The following is a 26,398-nucleotide window of genomic DNA, read 5'->3' as shown; positions in this document are numbered from 1 at the left end:
GGATGGTCAGTGGGTGGCGCGGACCACGAGCGCGGAGTTGAACCCGTTGAAGCCGCGGGCCAGCACGAGCGCCGTGCGCACCTCGGCCGGGCGGGCCTCGCCGGTGACCAGGTCCAGGTCGTAGCCGTCGGCCGGCTCGACGTTCGTGGTGGGCGGGATCAGCCCCTCCTCGATGGCGAGCAGCGCGGTGGCCACGTCCAGCGGGGCGGCGCCGGAGTACAGGCGGCCGGTCATGGTCTTGGGCGCGGTGACCGGGACGCCGCGGGCGCCGAAGACGGCGGTGAGCGCCTCGGCCTCGATGCGGTCCAGCTCCGGGACGGCGGCGGCGTCGGCGAACACCACGTCCACCTCGTCCGGGGCCGCGCCCGCGTCCGCGAGGGCCAGCTCGATCGCCTTGCGCAGGCCCGGCGGGCGGCCGCTGCCCGGCTTGGGGTCGAACGTGGAGCCGTAGCCCGCGATCTCGCCGTAGGTCCGGGCGCCCCGGGACCGGGCGGCCTCGGCGTTCTCCAGGATGAGGATCGCGCCGCCCTCGCCCGGGACGTGCCCGCGCGCCCCGGCGTCGAACGGCAGGTAGGCGCGCTCGGGGTCGTCGCTGGTGCTCAGCCGCTTGCCGGCCAGCTGGGCGACCCACCCCCAGGTGCACACGGACGCGTCCATGCCGCCGGAGACGATCAGCCGGGTGCCCTTGCGGATCTGCCGGCGGGCCTGGGCGAGCGCGTCGAGGCCGCCCGCCTGCTCGCTGACGACGACGCCGCTGGGCCCCTTCATGCCGTTGCGGATCGAGATCTGGCCGGAGTTGACCGCGTAGAACCAGGCGAAGGACTGGTAGGCGCTGACGTGCTGGCCGCCCTTGCTCCACAGCGCCTGGAGTTCGCGCTGGCCGAACTCGAAGCCGCCCGAGGAGCTGGCGGTGACCACGCCCATGTCGAACTCGGGCAGCTCCTGCGGCTTGACCCCGGCGTCGGCGAGCGCCCAGTCGGCGGCCACGAGCGCGAGCCGCGTCATGTGGTCGGTCTGCGGCAGCAGCCGGCTGGGCAGGTGGTCGCGGGCCTCGAAGCCGGGGACCTCGCCGGCCAGCCGGGAGGGGTACTGCGAGGGGTCGAAGCGGGTGATGCGGCCGATGCCGCCCTTGCCGGTCCGGGTCGCCGCCCAGTAGTCCTGGGTGCCCAGGCCGTTGGGGGCCGCGACGCCCAGTCCGGTGACCACCACCTTCGTGGCCGTGCCGGTCATGCCACGCTCCTCTCGGGCCGGGCGAGCACCATGGCGCTCTGGAATCCGCCGAATCCGCTGCCGACCGTCAGGACGGTGTCCGTGCGGTGCTCGCGGGCGGTGAGCGGCACGTAGTCCAGGTCGCACTCCGGGTCGGGGGTGTGCAGGTTGGCCGTCGGGGGCACGACGTTGTGCTCCATGGCCAGGGCGGACGCGGCGATCTCGATGGAGCCGATCGCGCCCAGCGAGTGGCCCACCATCGACTTGATGGAGGAGACCGGGGTGCGGTACGCGTGGTCGCCGAGGCTCTTCTTGAACGCGGCCGTCTCGTGCCGGTCGTTCTGCTTGGTGCCGGAGCCGTGCGCGTTGATGTAGTCGATCTCGTCGCCGTTGATCCGGGCCTCGTCGAGCGCGACGCGGATGGCCTCGGCCATCTCGGCGCCGTCGGGGCGCAGCCCGGTCATGTGGTACGCGTTGGAGCGGGTGGCGTAGCCGGCGATCTCGGCGTAGACGTGGGCGCCGCGCGCGCGGGCGCTCTCCAGCTCCTCCAGTACGAAGAAGGCGGAGCCCTCGCCGAGCACGAAGCCGTTGCGGGTGCCGTCGAAGGGGCGGGAGGCGTGCTCGGGGTCGTCGTTGCGCGGGGTCGTCGCCTTGATCGCGTCGAAGCACGCCATGGTGATAGGCGAGATCGGCGCGTCCGACGAGCCGGCGATCATGACGTCCGCCGAGCCCTCGCGGATCAGCTCCACCGCGTGGCCGACCGAGTCCAGGCCGGAGGTGCAGCCGGTGGAGACCACCGTGCTGGGGCCCTCCGCGCCCACCTGCCAGGCGACCTCGGCGGCGAAGGAGCTGGGGACCATGTGGTTGTACAGGTGCGGGACCGCGTACGTGTGGTCGACCAGGTCGAGCAGGCCGCCGTTGCTGACGACCCGGTACTCCTGGTCCAGCCCCATGGTCGCGCCGACCGCGCTGCCCACGGTGACGCCGACGCGGTACGGGTCGATGCCGGTCAGCTCGATGCCGCTGTCGGCGACCGCCTCGCGGGTGGCCACGACGGCGAGCTGGGCGGCGCGGTCCATGCGCCGTGTCTCCTGCGGGTTCAGCCCGTGTTCCTCCGGATCGAAGTCGATCTCGGCGGCGACCCGCGAGCGGAACTGGGCGGGGTCGAAGAAGGTGATGCCGCGGGTCGCGGTGCGGCCCTCGCTCAGCAGGCTCCAGAAGTTCTTCACACCGATGCCGCCCGGCGCGAGCACGCCGATGCCGGTGATGACGACGCGCCGGGGCGTCATGCGGAGGCCTCCCAGTGGTAGAAGCGCGTGGCCATCGCGTCCTTGGGCGAGCGCCACGTCTGCGGGTCGTACGCCTCGATGAACGGCTTGAGGTCCTCGCTGATCCGGATGAAGCGCGGGTCGGTCTTGGCCTCCTCGATCAGCTCGCCGCCGTTGTCGGTGTCGAAGTCCTGGAGGTGGAAGTACAGGCCCCGGTACTTGAACAGCTGACGGCGGCGGGTGCCCATGCGGTGGGGCATCTCGGTCTCGTCGAAGGCGCCGAAGAGGGCCGCGACGTCGTCACTGGCGTGCGGCTCCATCCGGGCCACGATCAACGTGCTGTGCTTCATGGTGGGTGTCTCCTCACGACGGTTCGCGACCGGACGCGGCCGGGCGCGGCCGGAGTTGCTCGGGCGGGTGACGCAAGAGATGGGGTGGTGAGGGGGCGGGCGGGGCCGTCAGCGGGACGGGCCGAACCAGCGCTCCAGGGCGGCGGTCAGCTCCCCGGGACCGCCGGGCGCGGCCCAGGCCACATGGCCGTCGGGGCGCACCAGTACGGCGGTGGCGCCGTGCGGCGGCCGGTCCTGGGCGGTGTCGTGCGGGGTCGCGGTGACGGTGTCCACGCGGTCCGCCCAGCCGGCGGCGGCGCGCCGGGTCCCGGGGTCGTCGGCGAGGTCGAGCAGCAAGCCGCGCGCGCTGTGCAGCAGGGCGGTGGTGCTGGTCTTGCCGCCGTCGGCGGTCACGAGTTCCAGGTGCGGCATGCGGCGGCCGGGCAGCGGGTGATCGGTCGCGCCGACGTCGTAGCGGATGTCCAGGCCGCTGATCATTCCGGCGAGGTGGCGGCTGACGTCCTCGTACGCGATCAGCTCGGCGAGCACGTCGCGCAGCGGCTGCATCTCGCTGCCGCTGAGGTAGAGCAGGCCCTGGGCCTGCGTGTTGGTCAGCAGCCGGCGGCCGACCGGGTGGCGCTCGGCGTGGTAGGTGTCGAGCAGCGCCTCGGGGGCCGTGCCGCGTACGACGGCGGCGAGCTTCCAGCCCAGGTTGACGGCGTCCTGGATGCCGGTGTTCATGCCCTGGCCGCCGGCGGGCAGGTGGATGTGCGCCGCGTCGCCGGCCAGCAGGACGCGTCCGCGGCGGTACTCGGTGACCTGGCGGGCGGCGTTGCCGAAGGCGCTGACCCACACCGGGGTGGCGCCGCTGATGTCCTGGTGGGTCAGGCGCTGCCAGGCGGCGGCGACCTCCGCGAAGGGCGGCGGTCCGGTGCGTTCGCGCGGGGGGTTGTCGCGCTCGCAGACGATGATGCGGTGGACGCCGTCGCCGATGGGCACCGACATGGCCATCCCGCCGGGCACGGACTCGCCGATGGGGCGGGGCCGCACCTCGCAGTCGGTGATGTCGGCGAGGTACATCTCCATGGTCGCGGCGGTGCCGGGGAAGTCGAACCCGGCGAGTCTGCGGACCGTGCTGCGGCCGCCGTCGCAGCCCACCAGGTAGCCGGCGCGCAGCCGTTCGGGGCCGTCGGGGCCCTCGATGTCGATGCGGACGCCGTCCTCGCCGGCCGTGAGGGCGACGAGTTCGCGGCCGCGCCGCACCTGGACGCCGAGTTCGGCGAGCCATGCGCCGAGCACCGCCTCCGTACGGTGCTGGGGCACGTCCTTGACGCTGAAGTGGGCGCCGTCGAGCACGCCGAAGTCGACGGGGGTGCCGCCGAAGTGGCCGAGCTTGCTGGTGACGATCTCGCCGAAGCGGGGCAGCAGTCCGCGCTGGTCGAAGACCTCCATGGTGCGAGGGGTGAAACCGAGCCCGCGGGACTCTCCGCTGGGCCGGGGAAGGCGGTCGATGACGACGATCTCGACTCCGGCGAGGCGCAGTTCACCGGCGAGCATCAGCCCCGTGGGGCCTGCTCCCACGATGACCACGGGAACGTCGACGAGGGCAGCGTCCATCCGCGCCTCCTTTCCTGTTGCGTACGTCCCGGGACGGGGAGACGCCGGTGAGGTGGCTGAGGGCACGTCATGTCGCCGCCCGCCGGGGGTACGTGGTTCCGGGCGGGCGGAGGCGACAGACGAAAGGGAAGGTGAGGGTGAGGGATACGTGCGGCGGTACGGCCGCCGAGGGTCGCGGGCACAGACGGTGAGGCCGGTTGAAGCGTCGGCGAGGTGGCTCTGCACGCCCCGGCGACTGGCGCGAGGCGGAGCGAACACCGACCTGAGGGCACACGTGTGCCGCCCGATCAGCGTGACAGGTCGGTCGGAGGATGTCAATCGCCGTGCGCGGACAACTTGTTCACGGCAGCGGGCGGGAACGGCTCGTTCACATGACGCGGTGGTGGGGGCCCAGCGACAGACTGAGCTGGGTCGCGGCGGTGGTCGTCGCGTCGATCACGTCCGGGCGGACGGGCTCGGAGTCCGGCAGGAGCACGAGGACCGCGCCGAAGACCCAGCCGTCCCACATCACGGGGGCGGCGCAGGAGTTCCAGCCGGCGATGCACTCCTCCAGGCCGATGGCGTAGCCCTGGTCGCGTATGTCGCGCAGTGAGTCCCACAGCGCGTCGTCGTCCACCAGCACGCCGGGGCCCGCCTCGGTCACGGCGGGCTCGGCGGCCACCCGTTCCTGGAGGGGGCGCGGGAGGTAGGCGAGGATGGCGCGGCCGGACGCGCCGACGCGCAGCGAGCGGGTGACGGTCAGCACCTCGCGGGGTGTCATGCCGAGTTCGGAGAGGTCGGAGTCGCCGACGGCCATGTCGACACACTGCCGCTGGGCGCCGCCGAACGGGGCGAGCGTGTAGAGGAAGGCGAGCCCGCCCCCGGTGGCGGCGCGCAGCCTGAGCAGGATCGACCGGGCGGTGTGGCGGTCGAGGGTGTGCGCCATGGCCTGCATGCCCACCAGGGCCGCCGTGGTGCCGAGTTGGTACATGCCGCGGCCGACGCGGTCGAAGACGCCCTCGTAGATGCCGGATTGCAGGATGCGGTGGACGGCGGAGTCGTCGAGTCCGGCCGCCTCGGCCAGCTCTCCGGGGCCGTGCGTCCGGCCGCGCAGCTTGAGGAACGCCTGCTGGACCCGGAACACGCGCTCCGCGTGCGTGGTGCCGCCCGCACGGACGCGCTCGCCGGTCCGTCCGTCGGCCGAAACCGCGTGCATGTCCATGGCGACCCCCGTCTCTCCACCACGCACGATCCCGGCCATCCTAACCAGACGGCCTGGTGACAATCCGTCAACAGCAGCGGTCGGGCGGGGGCCGGCCCGGCCCCCCGAACAAGGAACAAGCCGGATTTACGGACATCTGCGGACATACGACGCAAAAAGGTGAAGCCTTCCAGGGAAATCGCCGTCACATACATGGGACGTAAGGCGCAACCCCGGACATCCATCCCCCGTTTTCCCGCCCCGCGAGAAATGATCGCCGACTTCCACTTTCCCCTTTCTTTGCTTGACGAAGCCTTCGCCGCCTACGCAGACTGTGACTGCGAGCCGGGGGCCCACAGGCCAGAATTCATTCGGTTGCACGGGGGCAGTACACACTGATAAACCGCAATTTCACCGCACGTGTCCGGCACTCTCGAAACCATCGTTCAGCGCGCGTCGCGCCATTCCGCCGCGCGGCGCCCTCCTGCGCCGCAGCAGGCATCCGCGCCCGGCCGAAACCATGTCCGGCCAGCCACGACCCAACGACGGGTCCGACAAACAGCAATTCCAGTTCAAAAAACGGGGAAACGGAATGCGCCAAGTTCTGCAATTGTCAGAAACGTCGGAGGAGAAACCCAGCGCGGACGCGCTGATCCCAACTCTGCGTACCCTCGCGGAGCTTTACGAGGAATGCGGGCGGATGTTAGCGCATACTCCGCACAGCCTGCGCCAGCGTGTCACCGGAAGCCGCGCCACCGGAATTTCTCTCAACGAGAAGGCCATGGCGATACGGACGGAGACCCAGAACACGCTCGGTTCCTGGGCGCGCCTGGTGGTGGACGAGTGCGGCACGGCCGGTCCGTCCCGGGAGGGGATTCCTCCCCTGGTGTCCTTCCTCATCCGCCATTCCGGATGGCTGGCCGCGCATCCGGCGGCCGGTGACTTCGCCGAGGAGATCGCCGCGCTCGTGAGGTCCGCCCGCCGTATCGCGGGCCCCGGCCCCGCCCACCGCGTCGACCTGGGGCGCTGCCTGCGGTCCGGCTGTGCGGGCACGCTGCGTGCCGTGGTGCACGACGGGGACGACGCGACACCGGGGCAGGTGGCGTGCGACGCCGGGCACGCGCTGCCGCCGCAGCAGTGGCTGCTGGTCGCGCACCGCATGCGGCGGACCGCCTCGCGCGGCGAGCGCGTCACCCGGCGCCACGACGGTGACCGGGCCGGTGTCCGCGAGGAGGCCGCCCGATGAGCCGTACGCCACGGCGGCGCTTCGTGCCCACGGAACTCGCCGCGCTCGCGGCCGGGGTGACGGAGGCCACCATCCGCAAGTGGGCCAGCCGCGGCAAGATCACCCGCTACGGCAGCCCCCGGCGCGCCCAGTACGACCTGGACGAACTCATCGCCATCGTCGCCGACCGGTCCGAGGCCCTCGGCTGACGACCGCTCGCGGTCAGGACCCGGGCACCGTCTCCGGATCCGTCCCGGGTGCCGCCCCCGGCTCCGTCCCCGGCTCCGAGCCGGGGGCGATCAGGGTGCGGAACAGCGGTGCCGCCAGGCGCAGTACGTCGTCCAGGTCGGCCTCGGCCAGGTCGGGCATGCGCAGCAGGTACCGCTGGGTCGCGATGCCGAACATCATCGCCCCGGACAGCGCGGCGCGCAGCCGCGCGTCCGGGGCGTCGACGTTCGCCGCCACCCGCTCGACGGTCTCCTTGGTCACATGCCGGCGCAGCAGCTCCGCGGCCTCCTCGCTGGTCATGCTGGTGCGCAGCAGCACCGCCATGGGGCTGTCCGGGTCGGCCGCCCAGCTGCTCAGCATGGCGCGGAGGTAGTTGTCGACCGTGCGCGCCGGGTCCGGGGTCGTCAGCTCCTCGATCGGGACGTGCCAGCGGACCGCCTCGCGGAAGAGTTCCTGCTTGGTGCCGAAGTACTGGATGACGGACGCCTTGTCGACTCCCGCCTCGGCGGCGATGGCCCGGATCGTGGCGCGTTCGTAGCCGACCTCGGCGAACTTGCGGCGCGCGGCCTCCATGATCCGCCGGCGGGTGCGCTCGCCCTTGCGCTCCGGTTCCGCGCCCGCCTGCGTACGGCTTCCGGTCACCTGAAGTCACCGGCGTGGTGGGCCGCCCACTCGGCGTAGGTGTGCGCCGGGCGGCCGGTGACGTCCCGCACCGCCGTGGACACCGGCACCGTCGTGCCGGACTGGCGGGCGAACATGCGCAGCAGGGAGTCGACCGTCTCCGCCTCCAGGTGCCGGGTCATCCGCTCCCGGGCCGCCTCGGGCGACAGTTCCTCGAAGCGCAGTTCCCTGCCGAGCACCTCGCCGAGGATGCGTACGCGCTCGGCCTGGGTCAGCGACTGGGGGCCGGTCAGCTCGTAGGCCCGTCCCACGTGGTCGTCGTCCAGCAGGGCGCGGGCGGCCACGGCGGCGATGTCCCGCTCGTCGACGGGCGCGGTGGCGGCGTCGCCGTATGCCGCGCGGACCACGCCCTCCGCCTTGACGCCCCACGCCCACGGCAGGTCGTTGACCATGAACGGGCCGGGGCGCAGGAACGTCCACGGCACACCGGAGGCGATGACGGCCTGCTCGTCGGCCGCGTTGAGCCTGCCCATCCGCTCCCGGCTCAGGTGTTCGTCCACCACCGACTGCGAGGACAGCAGCACCACCTGCTTCAGCCCCGCCCGCGTCGCGGCGTCCAGGAACGCGCCCAGCCGGCCGTGCACGGGGAAGAGGAACGCCCGCTCCACGCCGCGCAGCGCGGAGGCGAGGGACTCGGCATCGGTCAGGTCTCCCTGGGCCACGTCGACTCCGTCCGGCAGGCCGGCGCGGCGCGGGTCACGGGTGAGCGCGCGTACCCGCGCTCCCGCTTCCAGCAGTTCGCGCACCAGGTTCCGGCCGACGTTGCCGGTCGCACCGGTCACCAGGATCATCCCTCAGCCTTTCGTCAGGGGGCGGGTGAGCCCCGGCCGACGGGGGTCGCGCAGGGCGTGTCGTACCTGCGCACGGCCGGGGCACTCGCCGACTCCCTCTCCAACAAGGGGCGTTGACGACGCTACGCCCGCCCAGGAGAAATATCAACGCCTGTTTAGTTCTAGGTCTTCCGACGTAAGACCGCAGCTCGCGCCGCTGATCCACCGTCGGTCGGCACCGGATACCGCTAACCGGCGGACGCCTCCTGCGCCCCGGCCGGCTCCCGCTCCGGCTCCGCGGACCCGGCGCCGGCCCGCTCGGTGCGGGCGGCGGCGGCCGTGACCAGCGCCGCGGCCACGGCGAAGGCGGCGCCCGCCCAGGCGATCCACACGGCACCCGTCGCACCGAGGATCCCGGCGCCCAGCGCGCTGGACAGCGAGATCGCCAGGTACATCACGGCGGCGTTGAGGGAGACGGCCAGGGGCTCGCTGCCGGGGCTGGCCAGCGCCATGACGCGCTGCTGCTGCGGCGCGGTCACCGACCAGGAGGCGACGCCGCACACCGCCGTCAGCGCGACGGCGGCCGGGTAGGAGGAGCGGACGCCGGCCATGACCGCGAACACCACCGTCAGCAGCAGCGTCGCGCCGATGACGACCGTGCGCGGCCCCTTGCGGTCGGCGAGCCGGCCCGCGGTGAGGTTGCCGGCCGTCCCCGCCAGGCCGAAGACCAGCAGCAGTACGGCCACCTTGTCACCGTCCCCGCCGGTGGCGGGCTCGAAGACGGCGCTGATGTAGGTGTAGGGCAGGTAGATGCCGATGAACGCGACCAGCGTGCCGGCCAGTACCCCGGCGACCTTGCGGTCGGCGAGCGGGGCGAGGCGCCGCCGCAGCTGGGTCGGGCCGCCCAGGGTGACGTCGGGCAGCCGCAGGGCGATGACCGGGGCCACGACCAGGGCGAGCGCGGTGACGAACCACATGGTGGCCTGCCAGCCCAGCGCCTCGCCGATGACGGTGCCGAGCGGCGCGCCCAGCGCGAGCGAGGCGGTCAGCCCCACGGTGACGATGGCGATCGCCCGGCCCCGGTGCTCGGGTCCGGCCAGGGTCGCCGCGGTCGCGCCCGCGTTGGGGGTGAACATCGCGGCGCCGGCCGCGGCGATCACCCGGGCCGCCAGGACGAGCGCGTAGTCGGGGGCGAGGGCGGTGACCACGTTGCCGACGGCGAACACGCCGAGCCCCGTGATCAGCACCGTACGGCGTGACCAGCGGGCGGTGAACGCGGCGAGCACCGGGGAGAGCAGGGCGTAGGCCAGCGAGAAGACGCTGACGAGCTGGCCCGCCGCGCCCACGGAGATGTCGAGCGAGTCACTGATGTCGGGGAGCAGGCCGGCGATGACGAAGGCGTCGGTGCCGACGGCGAACGTGCCGAGTGCGAGCACACAGGCGTGGGTCCGCCAGGCGCGCCCCTGCTGTGCGGCGGGAGGGGTCATGGAAGCACCTGAGTTTCGATGGACGTCGGGTATGTCGATGTCGATCGTAATAGAGGTTCGATGTGTATCGTAGATGTCGAGCGACATCGCCATAGTCGCGCGACCTCGCCTCCCCCGCACCGGTGCCGCCGGGCCGCGCGAGGCGGGAAGAGCCTGGAGGCAGGATGCGAACGACGGAGGAGACCCGGCTGCCGCAGCCGGACCTCGCCACGGTGGAGATCGGCACCGTGCTGCAAGCCCTCGCGGACCCGGTACGGCTGCAGATCGTGCGGTTGCTCGACACCGTCGGCGAGGCGCCCTGCGGCGCGCTGGAGCTTCCGGTCGGGCGCTCCACCGTCTCCCACCACCTGCGCACCCTGCGCGAGAGCGGCCTCGTCGAGACGCATCTGCGGGGCAACACCCGGGTCAGCCGGATCCGCCGCGAGGAGCTGGAACGGCGCTTCCCCGGACTGCTCGCCTCCGTCCTGGGTGCCACGCCGGCCGCGCAAGCGGGCACGGCCGCGAGCGACGAGGAGGGGGAACGCTAGATGGGACGGTTCGCACACCTCGCCTACACGGACAGCGTGCGCCGCGTCCAGGAGGAGCAGGGCAGCGGCCTGTTAGGGGTGCGCGCCCTCGCCCAGCCCGACACCGGACCGGACGAACTCGGCCCCGACGAGGCCGCGTTCCTCACCACCCGGGACGGGTTCTACCTGGCCAGCACGGGCGAGACCGGCTGGCCCTACATCCAGTTCCGCGGCGGCCCCGCCGGCTTCGTACACGTCCTGGACGAGCGGCGGCTGGCCTGGGCGGAGGTGCGCGGCAACCGGCAGTACATCACCACCGGGAACCTGCGGACCGACGGCCGGGTCGCGCTGTTCTTCATGGACTACGCCCGGCAGGCCCGCCTGAAACTGCTGGGCCGGGCCCGCACCCAGGGACTCGACGAGGACCCCGCGCTCACCGAACGGCTCGACCAGCCGCGCACCGACGGCAAGGTGGAGCGCCTGATGATCGTCGAGGTCGAGGGCTTCAACTGGAACTGCCACCAGCACATCACCCCGCGCTACACCGAGGAGGAGCTGGAGACCGCCCTCCGGCCCGTCCGCGCCCGCATGGACGCCCTGGAACAGGAGAACGCCCGCCTGCGCGCCCGCCTCGCCGAACTCGGCGAGCAGGACTGACCCGTCCTACCCCGGCGCGCCCCGCCCCGCCAGTCTCCGGATCGCGGTGTCCAGCCGGGCCAGCACCCGCTCCCGGCCGAGCAGTTCCAGGGACTCGAACAGCGGGAGCCCGACCGTGCGCCCGGTGACCGCGACCCGGACCGGGGCCTGGGCCTTGCCCAGCTTCAGCCCGTGCTGCTCCCCCACGGCGAGCAGGACGCCCTTCAGCTCCTCCGCCGTCCAGCCGGTGACGGCGGCCAGTCCGGCGCGGACGTCCGTGAGGATGTCCGCGGCCCCCTCCTTCATCGCCTTGTGCCACGACACCTCGTCGTCCACCGGCTCATCGAGGAACAGGAAGTCCACGTAGCCGGTGATCTCGGAGAGCCGCGTCAACCGGGTCCGGGCCAGCGGAGCCGCCGCCTCGAAGACGTCCTTGTCGAACGCCTCCGGCCGCCACGGGGCGTACGGCGCGACGAGCCACGGCACACAGGCCGCGGCGAACTGCGCGGGCGCCAGGGCGCGGAGGTACTCGCCGTTGAAGGCCGTCAGCTTCTTCACGTCGAAGAAGGCCGGGGCGGTGTTGACGTCCTCGATCCGGAAGAGCCGCTCCAGCTCCTCGTACGGCATGATCTCCCGGTCGCCGCCCGGGCCCCAGCCGAGCAGCATCAGGTAGTTCACCAGCGCCTCGGGCAGGAAGCCCTCGCCGAGGTAGTCCTCCAGCGCGACCTTGTCCCGGCGCTTGGACAGCTTCTGCCGCTTCTCGTTCACGATGACCGGCAGATGCGCCCACACCGGCGGCCCGGCACCGAGCGCCTCCCACAGCAGCTGCTGCTTCGGTGTGTTCGACAGATGCTCCTCGCCCCGGATGACCTGCGTGATGCCCTCGTCCAGGTCGTCCACGACGTTGGCGAGCAGGAAGACCGGAGAGCCGTCACCGCGGGCGATCACGAAGTCCTCGATCGCGCTGTTCGGGAACGCCGGCTCGCCGCGCACCAGGTCGGCGACGACGGTCTCCCCCTCGTCCGGCGTCCGGAACCGCAGCGCCCGCCCGGCCGCGTACCCGAGCCCCCGCTCCCGGCAGAACCCGTCGTACCCCAGGTGCTCCGACCCCGTGCGCTCCTTCAGCTGCTCCCGGGTGCAGTCGCAGTAGTACGCCCGCCCCGCCGCGAACAGCCCCTCGGCCGCCTCCCGGTGCCGGCCGGCGTTGTGCGACTGGAAGTACGGCCCCTCGAAAGCCGGATCCTCGTCATGGATGCCGATCGCCGCCAGCGCGCTGATGATGCCGTCGATCCACTCCGGCTTGTTCCGGGCCGCGTCCGTGTCCTCGATCCGCAGCACGAACCGACCGCCGGACTGTCGCGCCACCGCCCAGTTGTAGAGAGCGGACCGCGCCCCGCCGACATGGAACATGCCGGTCGGAGACGGGGCGAAACGCACACGAACCGGGTCACCAGCCATGCGCCCCAGCGTACCGAGCCCGGCCGTTCGCCCCGGCGTCTTTTTTCCGTACCGCCGGCAGCCCGCCTACGTCAGGTGCCCGACCCTGGGTGGCTCGCCTCCGGTGAGGGCGCGTCGTACGAAGGTGATCGCTGCCGTCGCGGCGGCGGTCGCGGCGAGGCTGCCGAGGGTCACCAGGCCCACGCCGATCACGAACAGGCCGCTGGCGTCGTCGGACCAGTCGTGGTACGCGACGGCGGTCAGGCCGGCCGAGGTGCCGAGGACGGCGGCGAGGGGGTGGCGGCGGGCGGTGGCCCAGTACACCGGCGCCAGCTGGGTCAGGACCAGCCCGATCACCTGCCAGACCTGGTACGGGCCGGTCGTCGTGCCGTCGGCGTGGACGTCCCGCTGCTGGTCCCAGCCCAGCCAGCCGGCCCACGCCAGGGGCGCGACCACGGCGGGCGCGAGGACCGGCAGCACCCCGAGGGCGATGCGCGTGGGTTTCCCTGCTCCTTTTCGCATACCTCCACCGTCGCGCCGCGCGCCGCCCGCGCACAGAGCGCGCCTACTCAGCCGGATCCGAGTACGTGCCCGAGTACGTGGCCGGGTCCCGGGCTTCCCGCGGCCGGGATCTAGGCTTCCCTCAGGAGGAGATTCGCTTCGTCAGTGCGGTCTGTTGAATCATGAAGGAAGCCCCGTTGAACTTCTGGTCGCTGTACAGCCACGGCTTCGCGCGCATCGCCGCGTGCACGGGCCACACCGTCATCGCCGACCCGCACGCCAACGCCGAGGCGGTCCTGCGCCAGGCCCGCCGGTGCGCGGACGAGGGCGTCGCCGTCGCCGTCTTCCCCGAGCTGGGCCTGACCGGCTACTCCATCGAGGACCTGCTCCTCCAGGACGCGCTGCTCGACCAGGTCGAGGCGGCGCTCCACACGGTCGTCGCCGGCTCGGCCGAGCTGCTGCCCGTCCTGGTCGTCGGCGCCCCGCTGCGCCACCGCCACCGGATCTACAACTGCGCGGTGGTCATCCACCGGGGCCGCGTCCTCGGCGTCGTACCGAAGTCGTACCCGCCGAACTACCGCGAGTTCTACGAACGCCGGCAGATCGCCGACGGCCACGACGAGCGGGGCGGCACCCTCCGCGTCGCCGGCGCCGAGGTGCCGTTCGGGGTGGACCTGCTGTTCGCCGCCGAGGACGTGCCCGGGCTGGTGCTGCACACCGAGATCTGCGAGGACATGTGGGTGCCGGTGCCGCCCAGCGCCGAGGCCGCCCTCGCCGGGGCGACCGTGCTGGTCAACCTCTCCGGCAGCCCCATCACCGTCGGCCGGGCCGAGGACCGCGCGCTGCTGTGCCGCTCGGCGTCCTCCCGCTGCCTGGCCGCCTACGTCTACGCCGCGGCCGGCCTCGGCGAGTCCACCACCGACCTGTCCTGGGACGGACAGACCATGATCTACGAGAACGGGGTGCTGCTCGCCGAGTCCGACCGCTTCCCGCTCGGCGACCAGTACACCGTCGCCGACGTCGATCTCGACCTGCTGCGGCAGGAACGCCACCGGATGGGCACCTTCGACGACAACCGCCGTGCCCACGCCGCGCGCACCGGGGACTTCCGGACCGTCTCCTTCGAGCTGGACCCGCCGCGCACCGACCTCGGGCTGCGCCGCCGCGTCGAGCGGTTCCCGTTCGTGCCCGCCGACCCCGACCGGCTCGCCCTGGACTGCTACGAGGCGTACAACATCCAGGTCGCCGGGCTCCAGCAGCGGCTCGCGGCGATCGGCGGGCCCAAGGTCGTCATCGGCGTCTCCGGCGGCCTGGACTCCACGCACGCGCTGATCGTCGCCGCCCGGGCGATGGACCGCGCGGGCCGCCCCCGCAGCGACATCCTGGCCTTCACCCTGCCCGGCTTCGCCACCAGCGACCACACCAAGGACAACGCGCACAAGCTGATGCGCGCCCTCGGTGTCACCGCCGCCGAGCTGGACATCACGCCGACCGCCCGGCTGATGCTGAAGGAGATCGGCCACCCCTTCGCCGCCGGCGAGCCGGTCTACGACGTCACCTTCGAGAACGTCCAGGCGGGCCTGCGCACCGACTACCTGTTCCGGCTGGCCAACCAGCGCGGCGGCATCGTGCTCGGCACCGGCGACCTCTCCGAGCTGGCGCTCGGCTGGTCCACGTACGGCGTCGGCGACCAGATGAGCCACTACAACGTCAACTCCGGGGTGCCGAAGACCTTCATCCAGCACCTGATCCGCTGGGTCGTCGCCAGCGAACAGTTCGACGACGAGACCGGCAAGGTGCTGTCCGCGATCCTGGACACCGAGATCAGCCCCGAGCTGGTGCCGGGCGAGGAGATGCAGTCCACCGAGTCCAAGATCGGCCCGTACGCGCTGCACGACTTCACCCTCTTCCAGGTGCTGCGCTACGGCTTCCGGCCCTCGAAGGTCGCCTTCCTGGCCTGGCACGCCTGGCACGACGCGGAGGCCGGCGCCTGGCCGCCCGGCTTCCCCGAGGCCAAGCGGGTGGCGTACGACCTGACCGAGATCCGGCACTGGCTGGAGGTGTTCTGCCGCCGCTTCTTCGCGTTCTCGCAGTTCAAGCGCTCGGCGATGCCGAACGGGCCCAAGGTCTCGGCCGGCGGCTCGCTCTCCCCGCGCGGCGACTGGCGCGCCCCCTCGGACGGCAACGCGGAGTCGTGGCTGCGCGACCTGGCCCGCTTCGACTTCGAGGCGGCGGCGGCCGCGGCCCGCTAGCCGCCTGGAACCGGGCCCCGGCTTCGGACACTCTTTCCCTCGTGGCGAGCGTTCCGTATCAGGGGGGACCGGGGGTCCCGCGGGCACACATGGTGGTGTGCGGTGACGACGGCCTCGCGCACCGGCTGGCCGCCGAGTTGCGCGGGGTCTACGACGAACAGGTCACCCTCGTCGTACCGCCGGACCGGCGCACCGCGCGGCCCCCGGTGGTCGGCCGGGCCCGGGCCGCGTCGGCGGCGCTGTTCGACCGGATGGTCAGCGCCGCGGTGGGGACGGTCGGCCGGGCGGGCCCGGCGGGGCAGCCCACCGGCCCGGCCGCCGGCCAACGCGCGGACAGCGAGGCGGTGTTGGAGGCCGCCGAGCCGACCGAGGCGGTGCTCGCGGAGGCCGGGGTGGCGCGGGCCGCCGCGCTGGCCCTGGTGTACGACGACGACGAGACCAACATCCGCGCCGCGCTGACCGCCCGCCGGCTCAACCCCCGGCTGCGGCTGGTCCTCCGGCTCTACAACCGGCGGCTGGGCCAGCACATCGAGGAACTCCTCGACCAGGCCGCCGCGTTGGCCGCCGGGGACGGGGAGGCCGGCCCGGACGCCGGTCTCGATGCCTCCACGACCGTACTGTCGGACGCCGACACCGCCGCGCCCGTGCTCGCGGCCACCGCCGTCGTCGGCACCAGCAGGATCGTACAGACCGAGGGCCTGCTGCTGCGGGCCGTGGAACGCCCGCTGTCCGGGGAGGACGGGGCCGGGCTGTCCACCCTCGCCCTGCTGTCCGCCGGCGAGCAGCCACCGGAATTGCTCCCCGGCGACGAGGAGGTACGGCGGGCCGCCGGCCGGCAGGCCGTGGTGCTGGAACACGTCTCCTCCCCCACGGACGCGGAGTCCGCCACGCCCGCCCGCCGGCTGACCGGCGTCATGCCGCTCGCCTCGCTGTTCTCCCGGCGGCTGCGCTGGTCGCTGGCCGGACTGGTCGGCTGCGTGATCGCCCTGGCCGTCACCCTGTGGCTGGTCACCGGCATCGATCCGCTGCGCGCCTGCTACATCACCCTCCTGGACCTGTTCGCCATCGACGACCCGGCGTTCAAGGAGCCCCTCGGCCGTCAGGTTCTCCAGCTCCTGTCCGCGCTCGTCGGACTGCTCCTGCTGCCGGTGCTGCTGGCCGCCGCGCTGGAGGCGTTCGGCACCTTCCGCACCGCCTCCACCCTGCGCCGGCCGCCGCGCGGGCTGAGTGGTCACGTGGTGCTGCTGGGCCTCGGCAAGATCGGCACCCGGGTACTGACCCGGCTGCGCGAGCTGAACGTCCCCGTGGTGTGCGTCGAGTCCGACCCCGAGGCGCGCGGCCTGGCCACCGCCCGCCGGCTGCGGGTGCCGGTGGTCCTCGGGGACGTCACCCAGGAGGGCGTCCTGGAGGCGGCCCAGATCCACCGGGCGCGCACGCTGCTCGCGGTGACCAGCGCCGACACCACCAACCTGGAGGCCGTGCTCTACGCCCGCACGGTCCGCCCCGACCTCCGCGTGGTGCTGCGGCTGTACGACGACGACTTCGCCACCGCCGTCTACCGCACCCTGCGCGCCGCCCACCCGAACGCCCTGACCCGCAGCCGCAGCGTCACCCATCTGGCCGCGCCCGCGTTCGCCGGGGCGATGCTCGGCCGGCAGGTCCTGGGCGCGATCGCGGTGGAACGGCGGGTGCTGCTCTTCGCCGCGGTCGACGTCGACGGCCACCCACAACTGGAGGGCCGCACCCTCCGCGAGGCCTTCCACACCGGCTCCTGGCGCGCCCTGGCCCGCCTGGGCCACCCGGACACCTCCTCCGGCCACGTACTGCAGAAGGGCGACCGCGTGGTCGTGGCGGCGACCCGGAGGGGGCTGGCGGAACTGCGCTGACGCGGAGCCGTTCAGGGGGCTCGTCGCCTCTGGTCAGTCGGTCCGCAGCGTGCGCACCATCACCGCGTACACAGGAGAGTCGTGGGAGGGCTTCGCCTCGTCCCGCTTCTCGTAGCCCCACTTCTCGTACAGGGCTTGCACCTTGGGGTGCGTGGAATCGACGAGGAGTGTCACGAAGTCGACGTCGACCGAATGGATCAGAGCGTCATGGATCTGCCGTGCCCGGCCGGTGCCCTGCCACTGGGGCACCACCATCAGCTCGGACAGGGCGAAGATCCGGCCGCGCACGCCCCTGGGCCGGACCATTCCCTTCCACCAGCCGCCCGGTTTGAACGTCGAACCGTACGCGTACCCGACTGGGCCTCCGTCCTCCCAGCCCGAGACGCAACGCCAGTCCTCGCGCCCTGACCACAGGTCGACGAAGTACGAGAATCTTTCGCGCGAGTGGAAAGGGTCAGGATCGTTCGCGTACACCTCGTCGTGAATGTCCAGGAGCAGGGAGCGGACGTCCGGTGCGTCGGCATGCGCGTACCACTTCAGATCCATCGGCGCGACTCCTCGATCCATCCCACCCGGCCCGACTGTAGAACCCGATCCAGGCGGACGGCCGCTCATCCCGGGGCCGTGCGGGGCGATGCTCGGCCGAAAGGTCCTGGGCGCGATCGCGGTCGGACGGCGCGTACTGCTCTTCGCAGCCATCGACGTCGACGGCCACCTTCAACTCGAGGGCCGCACCCTGCGCGGGGCAGAAGGGGAACCGCGTGGTCGTGGCGGCGACTCGCAGGGGGCTGGCGGAACTGCGGTGACTCATCAGAGGGACCAGCTCACGGAGGGGTCGTCCAGCCAAGCCCGCCCGCCGTCGGGGGTGACGGTGAGCCCGAACCGGTCGACCGGGGGACGCCCCTGTTCCGCCCACCACGCATAGGTGGCCTCCACCTCGTCCCACAGCCGGCGGTCCCCGTACTGCCACACGGTGTACTCACGGGCATCCGGGGTGCCGTCCCAGTCCACGGCGGCCCACGAGGTGGCATCCGCGGTCGCCAGCCACAGCCGCGTCGCCACGCCCGAAACGTCCGGACGGTGGTGCCAGGCGTGCCACACGTCCGGCAGCCGCAGCCCGACGGCGAAGCGGGCGTCGGCATCCGCGCCGGCGACAAGCCACGGATCCAGACCGGTCGCGGACTCCTCGGGGATGTGCTCGTCCCGCACCACATCGCGGTAGATCCGCAGGTCCGTGCGCTGCCCGCGCATCAGCATGAACGCCGAGTACGGAGCGAAGCGACCGGAGGCGATCCCGTCACCGCCCACGTGTAGACGCAGCAGCCCGTAACAGAACCAGGGTGTCTCCCAGGGTGTGAGGACGATCCCGCCGGGCCTGGTCTGCTCCACCCACGCGTAGGGCAGGCGACGCACGGAACAGGTGGCGATGATCCGGTCGTACGGCGCCGAGGACGGGAAGCCTCCCGCACCGTCCGCCGCTGCCACCGCCGGGTGAAGACCCAGCGCCTTCAGGGAGCGGACGGCGGCCTCGGTGAGCGCCGGATCCACGTCGACGCTCGTCACGTTCCCGTCCCCGAGCAGAGCGGCGAGGAGACCGGCGTTCCACCCCGTGCCGGTGCCGATCTCCAAGACCCTGTGGCCAGGACGCGGGCCGAGCATCCGCAGCATGCGGAACACGATCGACGGCGCGGACGCGGACGACGACGGCCAGACATCACCGTCTCGCGGCTCCCGACCGTCATTCACTTGCGTGACGACCGGCGCGTCAGCGTACGCGGCGGCGAGCCATCGCGCGGGCTCCGCATCACGGTCACAGGGCACCCAGTCGCCCTCTTCGTCCAGCCAGACCTTGCGGGGCAGGAACACATGTCGAGGGACACGGCGGAAGGCGGCTACCAACTCCGGGCCCAGGGTTCCCGGTTCTTCGGTGAGAAGGCGGAGCAGACCGCACGCGGCGGCCTGCTCCTCATTGCTCATGGCGTACATGCCGAGGCTCAGCCCTTCTTGTGCTTGGGCTCGGGCTTCGGCTGAGCGGTGTCCGGCGACGGCTTCGACGTACCCGGGTCCTTGCCCCCGGCATGCTTGCCGTCTCCGCCGGATCCGCCCTTACCGGTTCCCCATCCCATGGGAATCTCCTTGGTGTTTGTGTGTCGTGGTTAGGTCGACGGCCCGGTCCACCGGCCGGGGGCTGGATGGCTTGGGAGGTTCGGGCGGGGGTGATGACGGAGGGTGTTTTCCCATACAACGGCCTCCTTTCTCCGGGCGACGTTCGGCACGGTCAGGACTGTCCGGGGGCAACCCGCCCGCGCCGATCGCCTTCGGCCAACCGCTGAAGCACCATCTGGCGACGCACGGCCCGCGTCAGAGGGCCGCTGCCGTCGGTCACATAGACGGCCCTGGTGATGCCCGCTTCGTCGACGGCGACGAAGGTTGATGCGGGGCTCTGGGGCAGGGCAGCACGCAGCGTCATGCGAGTCTCCGGGTGATAGGCGCGAACGTCGTGTCGCGAACGCGGTTCCGCACAGGTCCGCAGCAACGGAATCGGACAGAACCGTACGAGGCGTGCGAGCCGCGCCTCAATGAAATTGCGGGGAATTGCGGAACATCAACCGATTGAGGCGATCGCCGAGTTGATCAGGGCGCGGGCGGCATCACCGTGAACAGCGATCTTCGCCAGCTCTCCGAATGCCCGCCGATAGTCGGCGAGTTCGCGCGGCTGCACCACATTGACCACGGCCGTGAGGGTCTCGACCACGCTACGCGTGCCGTCATGGAGATAGAACGCCTCCAGCGGCCACACGGTCCGTTGAGCGGTGAAGGGGATGATGCCAAGGGAGACGGAGGGGAGTGTCATCACGGTCAGCAGGTGGCTCAGCTGCCCGGCCATCGTCTCGGCGTCGCCGACTCGGTAGCGCAGGACGCACTCCTCCATGAGCACGACGAACCGGTGACCACCCTCGTACAGGAACCGACTGCGGGCGACGCGGGCGGCGACTGCCTCGGAGACGTCGTTGGGGGTGCCCTGGAAGTCGGTGATGGCCTCCATGAGGGCCGTGGCGTAGGCGGGGGTCTGGAAGAAGCCGGGCATGACGTTGGAGACGTAGGCGCGGGTGACGCCGGTCTGCGCGTAGAGGCCGTAGAAGTCCTCTTGGGTCTTGCGCATGCCCGTTCGGTGGCTCCTGCGCCACTCCACGTACATCGAGTCGACCGCGCGGGCCGTGGCGATCAGGTCGTCTGCCTGGTCGTCGGCGTCACAAGCCGTGCACCAGGCACGGATGTCCGCGTCGGTCGGCTGTACTTCCGCTTTCTGGATACGGGTGGTCTTCGCGGGATGCCAACCGCACCGGGCGGACAGTTCCTTCCCGGTGAGGCCGGCGTCCTGGCGAAGATGCGTGAGACGCACAGCGAGCGCTTCACGGGCCGCTTGGGCACTGGACGAAGGAGAAGCGGGCATGGGATGAGGCTGGGGTCAGACAGTGAACTTCTCGTGGTCGACCGCACGCTCCCACACGGCCTCGAACGCCTCTGAGCACAGCTTCACGACGGCGGGGTCCTCGCTCAACTCCTTCGCCGGATCCGCCCAGTCACCGTTCCCGGTGAAGATGTTGAACTGCACCAAGCGGTCGTCGAACAACCAGAAGTCGGCTCCTGGCAAGGCGATGTCCACGGCTCGCCGACGGGGCAGCCAGCGCACGAGTTCACCGGCGTCGACGTTCAGTGGGGTGGTCGCGTGTTCCCATCGGATGTAGTCCGTCACGGGCTCGGAAACGATCCTGGCCCGACGCATCACCACACCACGGCCCACAGCGTCCCGCACCATGCCCAACCAGCCGGGCCACCACCGCGCCGTCGGATCGAGATCGACGTGGCCGGTGAGCTTGAACTGCTCGAACTCCTCGGCCTCGTCACCAACGCCGTACACGTCCCGCATCTCCAAATGCACCGCACTGCGGCGCGTACCGGCCAGCAGCTCAGCGAAGCTCGGCACGCCGTTCTGCGACATCGCACGCCTCCCTCAGGATCGGCACCATGCGGGCCGAAATGCGGATCACCGTCTCGTGGGCGGGGATCCCCACCGCGTGACCGGCGACCCACTCCGTACCACTGATCAGCGCTTCCAGCATCTCCTCGGCTTTGACGCCCTGGAGTACCAGGTCAGCCGTTCCCTCTTCCACCCACACGGTCGGCGATCCCTCGCCCCCCGTGTTCGGGTCCATACCGATGAACCGCAGGTCCATGCTGCCCTCCCGGGTCAAACCGGTTGCGTGTTCTTACGTGTGACGTTTCCGACCACTACGAGCATCGTCAAGGGCCCGGAGCGCGCCGGGAACGACCTCGGCCTGAACCAGCCGCGGGCGAGGGTCACTCGGAACCGCTACCACCTACTGACCACACAGCAGTACCCCCGGCCGGATGGACAAGGGCACTGATGCTGCTTATTGGTCGGCTCAGTTCACGAAGTGATCGAACTCGCCCGCCTTCACCCCGAGGATGAACGCGGCGAGCTTCTCCCGGCTGGTCGTGATGATCAGGTCCGGGTTGTCGCTCTCCCGGAAGAGGATCTGCCCGTTGTTCTCCGCGGTCTCCAGGCACTGTTCGCCGCCGCCCCCGGAGAAACTTGACTTCTGCCACTTGATGCCGTCGGCCATTTCTGGAGTTCTCACAGTTCTCTAGCGATGTGGTGAATGAAGTTTCGCGACTCTTCTGGTGTCAGCGATGCCTGCCGTGCGAAGTCGAGCAGGGTTCGGTACCGGTCGAGGTCTGCGGACGCGTCCAGAAGGCGACCACCGAAGGGCGTGTCGATGTGCACCGTGTCCAGTTGCGGGACCGTACCGCCCGCATACATCACGGTTTGCGTGACCTCGATGAAATCCTCGGATGCGAAGGGAATTACCCGCAGCGTCAGCCACGGCGCGGCGGACGCTTCCAGCGCGTAGGCGAGTTGGTCACGGGCCACCTTGCGGCCTCCCACCCGCATACGCAGGGCGGCCTCGTGCACGATGGCCTCGACGCGCGTCGGGTTCTCTCGCTCGAACAGTCGCCCTCGCCGCATACGATGCTCGACCCGAGCCTCGATCTCCTCGTTGGGAAGTCTCGGAACGACGCCGGCGAACAACGCCCGAGCGTACTCCTCGATCTGCAACACCCCGGGGAACGTGACCGGTTGCAGGAACCGCAGGTACGTGGCGTGGTGTTCGAGTTCGGCGATGTCCAGGAAGCCGGGAGCGAGGATGCCGCGGTAGTCGTCCCACCAGTGCTGGCCGCGACGCTCGGAAGCGATGGCACAAAGTGCCTCGATCAGGGCGTCATCGTTGCAGTTGTAGAAGACGGCGAGGCGACGGATCCGCTCCTCGCTGACGCCGACCCGGCCCGCTTCGATGTGCGAGATCTTGGCCTGATCGGTCGAGATGAGCGCTGCCGCCTCGCGAGCAGTCCTGCCTGCACGCTCACGCAGCTTTCGCAACTCGGCGCCAAGACGTACTTGGCGGGCCGTTGGGTTGTCCCTCGGCGGCATGCGTCCCTTCCCCTGTCCGCGCCCAGTGTTCCGCGCATCCGTGCTACCGGTCCATCGCCTATCACCATACTTATGGAGCAACCTTGCTCCGGGGCATACATGGCCCCTACGCTCGGGTGCATCGCGCAGCGCGCCGGTAAATCCGCAGCGCAGCCGTTCTGCACGCCCGTACGCGGGTGCCCGGGGGAACGGACGGGCCACGGTGGCGCAAGGCGCGGCAACCACACCGCGTTGGGAGACGAGACATGCCCCATGCCTCCGCCTTAACCCCGTCCGTACCGTTTCTCGGCCCTCACGCCGAGCGCTACCGGCTCAGTACCCCCCACACCCCGCGCGCGCCGAAGATCGCGCGCGACTTCCTCGTGACCCTCATCGGCGTGCAGCACCCCTCACTGGTCGAGCCGGGAACTCTCTGTATGTCCGAGGTAGTCACCAACGCCATCCGGCACACTCGGTCGCCGCGGCTCGCCATCGACGTCTCGATCGGCGACGAGAGAGTCCTCGTCCGGGTGCACGACAACAGACCGTGCCCTTTGCCCGCGCCCAAACAACCCCGGCACGAGGAGTTCGAGCACGGACGTGGTCTCGCCCTGGTCGAGGCACACGCCGCTCGCTGGGGGATCACCTTCTTCGGTGGTCTCTCGCCACGGTCGAAAGCCGTCTGGTTCGAGCTTCGGGCGGCCGCGGAGGCTCCGCAGTGATCGGCATCGGTGTCGGCCGCATGACGATGTGTCTGGTAGCCATGTCGGTCGGGCTCGCTCTGCTCTCGCTGTTGGCGATCTACCGGCGGTGACCACAAACGATCAGCGGGTTGGTCAGCGGCCCGGGACTGGGGACGACCCCGCATGTCGTTCACTCCGCACCCAGGCACGTTCCCGACGCCGTGCGACCAGCGCATCCGGATGCCGGTTGTTCGCGTCGGGCCACCGCAGATACGCGTGCGACTCCTGCCGTCGCCTTCCCGTCGGCCGGACTATGATTCGCCCCCCCCCGGCCTCCAGGACTCTTGGACAAGGCGCATGAGTGATGTGAGCAGCGGCACCGGCAAAGTGGTCGTGAACAGGGCGATGTCGCTGGACGGGTTCATCGCCGGTCCTGGCCACGCGATGGACTGGATCTTCGAGTACCTGACCGCGGACGCGTTCCCGGAGGTCATGGCGGCCACGGGCGCCATGCTCGTCGGCCGGGGTACGTACGAGGTGGCCAAGCGTATGGCCGACCAGGACACCGTCTACGACGGGGGAGCACAGTTCGTCCTCACCCATGAGCCTCCCGACGAGCCGGACCCCGCCGTCACGTTCCTCACCTGTGGCATCGAGGAAGCCGTTGCCACGGCACGCGGCGCCGCGGGCGGCAAGAACCTGGAGATCCTTGGTGCCGACGTGGCCGCCCAGTGCCTGCGGCGCGGGCTCGTCGACGAGATCCTGGTGTATGTCCTACCGGTGCTGCTCGGCGACGGTGTCCGCTTCTCGCCCCCGACCCTCGGCAGGATCGACCTGGAGCCCTTCAGCACCACCCGGTCGGGCGCCGTCACGATGCTCCGCTTCCGCGTACGGAAGCACCCAGCGGCTTCCCGCCGGACGTGAGTGCCATCCGGCGGGCGTCGACGTGACGTTCCCCGACGCCCGTGCCGGGAAGCCGGCGAGGCGGGCCCGGGTCAGGACGGCAAATGCCGTGCCGCGAAGTCCAGTTCCAGTCTCACCTGCTTGATGCGTTCGTCGACCACCAGGGAGCCGTGGCCCGCGTCGTAGCGGTAGACCTCGTGGGTCGCGCCGCGGGCTTCGAGTCTCTTGACGTAGTTGTCGATCTGGCGGATCGGGCAGCGGGGGTCGTTGACGCCCGCCGAGATGTAGACCGGGGCCTTGACCTGGTCGACGTAGGTGAGCGGGGAGGACGCGGCGAAGCGGTCCGGGACCTCCTCGGGGGTGCCGCCCAGCAGCGTGCGGTCCATGGCCTTCAGGGACTCCATCTCGTCGTGGTACGCCGTCACGTAGTCCGCGACCGGCACCACCGCGATGCCCAGCGCCCAGGCGTCCGGCTGGGTGCCGATGCCGAGCAGGGTGAGGTAGCCGCCCCAGGACGCGCCGGTGAGGATCAGGCGCGCGGGGTCGGCGAGGCCCGAGGAGACCGCCCACTCCCGGACCGCGGCCACGTCCTCCAGCTCGATCAGGCCCACCCGGTGCTTGAGCGCGTCGGTCCAGGCGCGGCCGTAGCCGGTGGAGCCGCGGTAGTTGACGCGGACCACCGCGTAGCCGTGGTCGACCCAGGCCGCCGGGCCCGCCGCGAAGGAGTCGCTGTCGTGCCAGGTCGGGCCGCCGTGCAGGTCGAAGACGGTGGGGAGGGGGCCCGTGGCGCCCGCCGGCTTCTGGACGAGGGCGTGGATACGGCCGCCGGGCCCTTCCACCCACACGTCCTCCACCGGCACCGACGGAGGGCACGCCATGCCCGGGGAGTCCAGCACCACACCACCGGCCGTGGACCGCACCGCCGGGGGCTCGGCGGCCGACGACCACAGGAACTCCACGCTGCCGTCGGGACGGGCCGTCGCACCGGAGACCGTGCCGGGCGGGGTCGGGATGCGGGTCAGTTCGCGGGCCGCCAGGTCGTACCGGAACAGCTCGCTGCGGGCCTCGAAGCCGTGCACGACGAGCAGGGCCGAGCCGTCCGGGTACCACTCGGCGCCGAGGTCGCCCGGCAGGTCCAGCGCCAGGTCCGTCTCCTCGCCCGTCGCCACGTCCCACACCATCGGCTCCCAGCGGCCCCGGCGCTGATGGCCGATGAGCAGCCGGGTGTCGCCGTCGACCGGGGCGAAGCCCAGCACCTCCAGGCCCAGTTCCTCGACACCGCCCTTGGTGTCGTCCAGCTCGGCGACCGTCGTGCCGTCCGGGCGCAGCACCCGCAGGGCGGCGTGCATGGCGTCGCCGTGCTCGGTGTGCTCGATCGCGATCAGCGAGCCGTCGTACGAGAGGTCGCCGACGCCCGCGGACTCGCGGTGCCGGTAGATCTCCACCGTCTCCGCGCCCTCGCGCGCCAGGTGGATCGTCGTGCCGTCGTCGTCCGTGGAGCGGCCCACGACCGCCGTGCGGCCGTCGCGGGACAGGGCCAGGCCGGCCGGGTAGGACGGGGCGAGGCCGGGGACGGCCGGCTCGTCCGGGCCGCCCGTGAAGGGCTGGCGGCGCCAGATGCCGAACTCGTCGCCGTCCTTGTCGTCGAACCACCAGATCCACGCGCCGTCCGGGGAGAGCACGCCGTCCGTCGTGCCGTTCGGCCGGTCCGTCACCTGCCGCCGCTCGCCCGTCGCGCGGTCCCACGCGTACAGCTCGTACGTCCCCGTCGCGTTCGACACGAACAGGGCGCGGTCCGGCGCGTCCTCCGCCCAGTCGGGCAGCGAGACCCGCGGCGCCCTGAAACGCCGCTCCCAGTCCGGCATGTCCGTAGTGTCCGGCGTCCTGCTCTCACTCATGGCCCCAGTCATGCGCCCATACTGCCTGGCCGCGCCGACAATTGGGTGGCGGGTGTGCGCAGCCTGTGGATAACTTCCGGGCATGAGCGTTTCCGCCGCCTCCTCGCCCATATCCGACGGATCCGGTATCGAAGGTCCCTCCCCGTCCCGCCTCGAAGGCCGCACACCCGAAGGCATCCCCGAAAGCCGCACCCCCGACGGCTGGCGG

The 26,398-nt window shown here is 71.5% G+C and carries 28 protein-coding genes; 8 read left to right on the top strand and 20 right to left on the bottom strand.

Annotated elements, in window-relative coordinates; all coding sequences use genetic code 11:
• Nucleotides 1–6: 6 nt before the first annotated feature.
• The 5 genes from HB370_RS22025 to HB370_RS22005 all read right to left on the bottom strand — a co-directional run bounded on the left by HB370_RS22025 (nucleotide 7) and on the right by HB370_RS22005 (nucleotide 5,651).
• On the bottom strand, nucleotides 7–1,230 hold the full coding sequence (locus tag HB370_RS22025) for a ketosynthase chain-length factor (protein ID WP_030791003.1): 1,224 nt from the start codon (nucleotides 1,228–1,230) through the stop codon (nucleotides 7–9).
• On the bottom strand, nucleotides 1,227–2,498 hold the full coding sequence (locus tag HB370_RS22020; RefSeq protein WP_030791000.1) for a beta-ketoacyl-[acyl-carrier-protein] synthase family protein: 1,272 nt from the start codon (nucleotides 2,496–2,498) through the stop codon (nucleotides 1,227–1,229). The genes HB370_RS22025 and HB370_RS22020 overlap by 4 nt, the downstream gene beginning before the upstream one ends.
• A complete protein-coding gene (locus HB370_RS22015; protein WP_030790998.1) occupies nucleotides 2,495–2,827 on the bottom strand; it encodes a TcmI family type II polyketide cyclase in 333 nt (110 codons plus the stop codon). Before HB370_RS22015 ends, HB370_RS22020 begins: the two co-directional genes overlap by 4 nt.
• 108 nt (nucleotides 2,828–2,935) lie before the next feature.
• Nucleotides 2,936–4,423, bottom strand: coding sequence for an FAD-dependent monooxygenase (locus HB370_RS22010; RefSeq protein ID WP_030790996.1), 1,488 nt, complete (start codon nucleotides 4,421–4,423; stop codon nucleotides 2,936–2,938).
• A gap of 367 nt (nucleotides 4,424–4,790) precedes the next feature.
• The gene (locus HB370_RS22005; RefSeq protein ID WP_244405601.1) at nucleotides 4,791–5,651 is read right to left on the bottom strand and encodes an IclR family transcriptional regulator C-terminal domain-containing protein; all 861 of its coding nucleotides are present in this window, start codon (nucleotides 5,649–5,651) and stop codon (nucleotides 4,791–4,793) included.
• Between the two features lie 733 nt (nucleotides 5,652–6,384).
• Here HB370_RS22005 and HB370_RS22000 point away from each other — a divergent pair.
• Complete coding sequence (locus HB370_RS22000) at nucleotides 6,385–6,849, top strand: hypothetical protein (RefSeq protein WP_051816100.1); 465 nt, start codon at nucleotides 6,385–6,387, stop codon at nucleotides 6,847–6,849.
• Complete coding sequence (locus tag HB370_RS21995; RefSeq protein ID WP_030790987.1) at nucleotides 6,846–7,037, top strand: hypothetical protein; 192 nt, start codon at nucleotides 6,846–6,848, stop codon at nucleotides 7,035–7,037. The genes HB370_RS22000 and HB370_RS21995 overlap by 4 nt, the downstream gene beginning before the upstream one ends.
• A 13-nt stretch (nucleotides 7,038–7,050) precedes the next feature.
• On the opposite strand, the gene HB370_RS21990 is transcribed toward HB370_RS21995, so the two are convergent.
• The 3 genes from HB370_RS21990 to HB370_RS21980 form a co-directional block, all read right to left on the bottom strand.
• Nucleotides 7,051–7,698 (bottom strand): TetR family transcriptional regulator, encoded by a 648-nt coding sequence (locus HB370_RS21990; RefSeq protein WP_244405599.1) that lies wholly within the window; start codon nucleotides 7,696–7,698, stop codon nucleotides 7,051–7,053.
• Nucleotides 7,695–8,528, bottom strand: a complete 834-nt coding sequence (locus HB370_RS21985) for an SDR family oxidoreductase (protein ID WP_030790983.1) — start codon at nucleotides 8,526–8,528, stop codon at nucleotides 7,695–7,697. The genes HB370_RS21990 and HB370_RS21985 overlap by 4 nt, the downstream gene beginning before the upstream one ends.
• Before the next feature lie 227 nt (nucleotides 8,529–8,755).
• Nucleotides 8,756–9,994: an MFS transporter gene (locus HB370_RS21980; RefSeq protein ID WP_051816099.1), complete on the bottom strand. Its 1,239-nt coding sequence runs from the start codon at nucleotides 9,992–9,994 to the stop codon at nucleotides 8,756–8,758.
• A 164-nt stretch (nucleotides 9,995–10,158) separates the two neighbouring features.
• Between HB370_RS21980 and HB370_RS21975 the strand changes: the two genes are divergently transcribed.
• Entirely contained in the window at nucleotides 10,159–10,521 is a 363-nt protein-coding gene (locus HB370_RS21975) for a metalloregulator ArsR/SmtB family transcription factor (RefSeq protein ID WP_030790979.1), read from the top strand.
• The gene (locus HB370_RS21970) at nucleotides 10,522–11,157 is read left to right on the top strand and encodes a pyridoxamine 5'-phosphate oxidase family protein (protein ID WP_030790977.1); all 636 of its coding nucleotides are present in this window, start codon (nucleotides 10,522–10,524) and stop codon (nucleotides 11,155–11,157) included. It begins immediately after the preceding gene.
• A gap of 6 nt (nucleotides 11,158–11,163) precedes the next feature.
• On the opposite strand, the gene gltX is transcribed toward HB370_RS21970, so the two are convergent.
• Together gltX and HB370_RS21960 are read right to left on the bottom strand one after the other, a co-directional pair.
• Entirely contained in the window at nucleotides 11,164–12,546 is a 1,383-nt protein-coding gene (gene gltX / locus HB370_RS21965) for a glutamate--tRNA ligase (RefSeq protein WP_244406041.1), read from the bottom strand.
• A gap of 114 nt (nucleotides 12,547–12,660) precedes the next feature.
• On the bottom strand, nucleotides 12,661–13,095 hold the full coding sequence (locus HB370_RS21960; protein ID WP_051816098.1) for a hypothetical protein: 435 nt from the start codon (nucleotides 13,093–13,095) through the stop codon (nucleotides 12,661–12,663).
• A gap of 161 nt (nucleotides 13,096–13,256) precedes the next feature.
• On the opposite strand from HB370_RS21960, the gene HB370_RS21955 reads away from it, so the two are divergent.
• The gene (locus HB370_RS21955) at nucleotides 13,257–15,326 is read left to right on the top strand and encodes an NAD(+) synthase (RefSeq protein WP_030790968.1); all 2,070 of its coding nucleotides are present in this window, start codon (nucleotides 13,257–13,259) and stop codon (nucleotides 15,324–15,326) included.
• 89 nt (nucleotides 15,327–15,415) lie between these two features.
• The gene (locus HB370_RS21950; RefSeq protein ID WP_030790965.1) at nucleotides 15,416–17,212 is read left to right on the top strand and encodes an NAD(P)-binding protein; all 1,797 of its coding nucleotides are present in this window, start codon (nucleotides 15,416–15,418) and stop codon (nucleotides 17,210–17,212) included.
• 33 nt (nucleotides 17,213–17,245) lie between these two features.
• Here HB370_RS21950 and HB370_RS21945 read toward each other — a convergent pair whose 3' ends face one another.
• The 9 genes from HB370_RS21945 to HB370_RS21910 form a co-directional block, all read right to left on the bottom strand.
• A complete protein-coding gene (locus HB370_RS21945) occupies nucleotides 17,246–17,758 on the bottom strand; it encodes a GNAT family N-acetyltransferase (protein WP_037702884.1) in 513 nt (170 codons plus the stop codon).
• Between the two features lie 264 nt (nucleotides 17,759–18,022).
• Complete coding sequence (locus tag HB370_RS21940; protein WP_037702905.1) at nucleotides 18,023–19,189, bottom strand: methyltransferase domain-containing protein; 1,167 nt, start codon at nucleotides 19,187–19,189, stop codon at nucleotides 18,023–18,025.
• A gap of 17 nt (nucleotides 19,190–19,206) precedes the next feature.
• Nucleotides 19,207–19,338 carry a hypothetical protein gene (locus HB370_RS42485; protein ID WP_280117751.1) on the bottom strand — a complete coding sequence of 44 codons (132 nt, stop codon included), beginning with the start codon at nucleotides 19,336–19,338 and terminating at the stop codon, nucleotides 19,207–19,209.
• A gap of 152 nt (nucleotides 19,339–19,490) precedes the next feature.
• Nucleotides 19,491–19,682, bottom strand: a complete 192-nt coding sequence (locus HB370_RS21935) for a hypothetical protein (protein ID WP_030790956.1) — start codon at nucleotides 19,680–19,682, stop codon at nucleotides 19,491–19,493.
• 135 nt (nucleotides 19,683–19,817) lie between these two features.
• Nucleotides 19,818–20,666, bottom strand: coding sequence for a helix-turn-helix transcriptional regulator (locus tag HB370_RS21930; RefSeq protein WP_030790953.1), 849 nt, complete (start codon nucleotides 20,664–20,666; stop codon nucleotides 19,818–19,820).
• Between the two features lie 15 nt (nucleotides 20,667–20,681).
• Entirely contained in the window at nucleotides 20,682–21,215 is a 534-nt protein-coding gene (locus HB370_RS21925; RefSeq protein WP_030790950.1) for a DUF6879 family protein, read from the bottom strand.
• Nucleotides 21,184–21,450: a hypothetical protein gene (locus tag HB370_RS21920; protein ID WP_030790948.1), complete on the bottom strand. Its 267-nt coding sequence runs from the start codon at nucleotides 21,448–21,450 to the stop codon at nucleotides 21,184–21,186. The genes HB370_RS21925 and HB370_RS21920 overlap by 32 nt, the downstream gene beginning before the upstream one ends.
• A 210-nt stretch (nucleotides 21,451–21,660) precedes the next feature.
• On the bottom strand, nucleotides 21,661–21,861 hold the full coding sequence (locus HB370_RS21915) for a DUF397 domain-containing protein (RefSeq protein ID WP_030790945.1): 201 nt from the start codon (nucleotides 21,859–21,861) through the stop codon (nucleotides 21,661–21,663).
• Between the two features lie 11 nt (nucleotides 21,862–21,872).
• Nucleotides 21,873–22,727 (bottom strand): helix-turn-helix transcriptional regulator, encoded by an 855-nt coding sequence (locus HB370_RS21910; RefSeq protein ID WP_030790943.1) that lies wholly within the window; start codon nucleotides 22,725–22,727, stop codon nucleotides 21,873–21,875.
• A gap of 245 nt (nucleotides 22,728–22,972) precedes the next feature.
• Here HB370_RS21910 and HB370_RS21905 point away from each other — a divergent pair, with 245 nt between their 5' ends.
• Together HB370_RS21905 and HB370_RS21900 are read left to right on the top strand one after the other, a co-directional pair.
• Entirely contained in the window at nucleotides 22,973–23,428 is a 456-nt protein-coding gene (locus HB370_RS21905; protein ID WP_037702882.1) for an ATP-binding protein, read from the top strand.
• A gap of 318 nt (nucleotides 23,429–23,746) precedes the next feature.
• Nucleotides 23,747–24,313, top strand: a complete 567-nt coding sequence (locus HB370_RS21900; protein ID WP_030790937.1) for a dihydrofolate reductase family protein — start codon at nucleotides 23,747–23,749, stop codon at nucleotides 24,311–24,313.
• A gap of 71 nt (nucleotides 24,314–24,384) precedes the next feature.
• Here the strand turns inward: HB370_RS21900 and HB370_RS21895 are convergent, their stop codons facing one another.
• Nucleotides 24,385–26,190 (bottom strand): prolyl oligopeptidase family serine peptidase, encoded by a 1,806-nt coding sequence (locus tag HB370_RS21895; protein WP_030790934.1) that lies wholly within the window; start codon nucleotides 26,188–26,190, stop codon nucleotides 24,385–24,387.
• Between the last annotated feature and the right edge of the window lie 208 nt (nucleotides 26,191–26,398).

This window comes from Streptomyces sp. DSM 40868 (genome assembly GCF_011820545.1).
Classification (GTDB): domain Bacteria; phylum Actinomycetota; class Actinomycetes; order Streptomycetales; family Streptomycetaceae; genus Streptomyces; species Streptomyces eurythermus.
This window is presented reverse-complemented; position numbering and strand designations above follow the sequence as displayed.

Coding starts and splice junctions, on each gene's coding strand:
- HB370_RS22025 (WP_030791003.1), bottom strand. CDS start 1,230: ATGACCGGCACGGCCACGAAGGTGGTGGTCACCGGACTGGGCGTCGCG.
- HB370_RS22020 (WP_030791000.1), bottom strand. CDS start 2,498: ATGACGCCCCGGCGCGTCGTCATCACCGGCATCGGCGTGCTCGCGCCG.
- HB370_RS22015 (WP_030790998.1), bottom strand. CDS start 2,827: ATGAAGCACAGCACGTTGATCGTGGCCCGGATGGAGCCGCACGCCAGT.
- HB370_RS22010 (WP_030790996.1), bottom strand. CDS start 4,423: ATGGACGCTGCCCTCGTCGACGTTCCCGTGGTCATCGTGGGAGCAGGC.
- HB370_RS22000 (WP_051816100.1), top strand. CDS start 6,385: ATGGCGATACGGACGGAGACCCAGAACACGCTCGGTTCCTGGGCGCGC.
- HB370_RS21995 (WP_030790987.1), top strand. CDS start 6,846: ATGAGCCGTACGCCACGGCGGCGCTTCGTGCCCACGGAACTCGCCGCG.
- HB370_RS21985 (WP_030790983.1), bottom strand. CDS start 8,528: ATGATCCTGGTGACCGGTGCGACCGGCAACGTCGGCCGGAACCTGGTG.
- HB370_RS21980 (WP_051816099.1), bottom strand. CDS start 9,994: ATGACCCCTCCCGCCGCACAGCAGGGGCGCGCCTGGCGGACCCACGCC.
- HB370_RS21975 (WP_030790979.1), top strand. CDS start 10,159: ATGCGAACGACGGAGGAGACCCGGCTGCCGCAGCCGGACCTCGCCACG.
- HB370_RS21970 (WP_030790977.1), top strand. CDS start 10,522: ATGGGACGGTTCGCACACCTCGCCTACACGGACAGCGTGCGCCGCGTC.
- gltX (WP_244406041.1), bottom strand. CDS start 12,546: ATGTTCCATGTCGGCGGGGCGCGGTCCGCTCTCTACAACTGGGCGGTG.
- HB370_RS21960 (WP_051816098.1), bottom strand. CDS start 13,095: ATGCGAAAAGGAGCAGGGAAACCCACGCGCATCGCCCTCGGGGTGCTG.
- HB370_RS21955 (WP_030790968.1), top strand. CDS start 13,257: ATGAAGGAAGCCCCGTTGAACTTCTGGTCGCTGTACAGCCACGGCTTC.
- HB370_RS21950 (WP_030790965.1), top strand. CDS start 15,416: ATGGTGGTGTGCGGTGACGACGGCCTCGCGCACCGGCTGGCCGCCGAG.
- HB370_RS21945 (WP_037702884.1), bottom strand. CDS start 17,758: ATGGATCTGAAGTGGTACGCGCATGCCGACGCACCGGACGTCCGCTCC.
- HB370_RS21940 (WP_037702905.1), bottom strand. CDS start 19,189: ATGAGCAATGAGGAGCAGGCCGCCGCGTGCGGTCTGCTCCGCCTTCTC.
- HB370_RS42485 (WP_280117751.1), bottom strand. CDS start 19,338: ATGGGATGGGGAACCGGTAAGGGCGGATCCGGCGGAGACGGCAAGCAT.
- HB370_RS21935 (WP_030790956.1), bottom strand. CDS start 19,682: ATGACGCTGCGTGCTGCCCTGCCCCAGAGCCCCGCATCAACCTTCGTC.
- HB370_RS21930 (WP_030790953.1), bottom strand. CDS start 20,666: ATGCCCGCTTCTCCTTCGTCCAGTGCCCAAGCGGCCCGTGAAGCGCTC.
- HB370_RS21925 (WP_030790950.1), bottom strand. CDS start 21,215: ATGTCGCAGAACGGCGTGCCGAGCTTCGCTGAGCTGCTGGCCGGTACG.
- HB370_RS21920 (WP_030790948.1), bottom strand. CDS start 21,450: ATGGACCTGCGGTTCATCGGTATGGACCCGAACACGGGGGGCGAGGGA.
- HB370_RS21915 (WP_030790945.1), bottom strand. CDS start 21,861: ATGGCCGACGGCATCAAGTGGCAGAAGTCAAGTTTCTCCGGGGGCGGC.
- HB370_RS21910 (WP_030790943.1), bottom strand. CDS start 22,727: ATGCCGCCGAGGGACAACCCAACGGCCCGCCAAGTACGTCTTGGCGCC.
- HB370_RS21905 (WP_037702882.1), top strand. CDS start 22,973: ATGCCCCATGCCTCCGCCTTAACCCCGTCCGTACCGTTTCTCGGCCCT.
- HB370_RS21900 (WP_030790937.1), top strand. CDS start 23,747: ATGAGTGATGTGAGCAGCGGCACCGGCAAAGTGGTCGTGAACAGGGCG.
- HB370_RS21895 (WP_030790934.1), bottom strand. CDS start 26,190: ATGAGTGAGAGCAGGACGCCGGACACTACGGACATGCCGGACTGGGAG.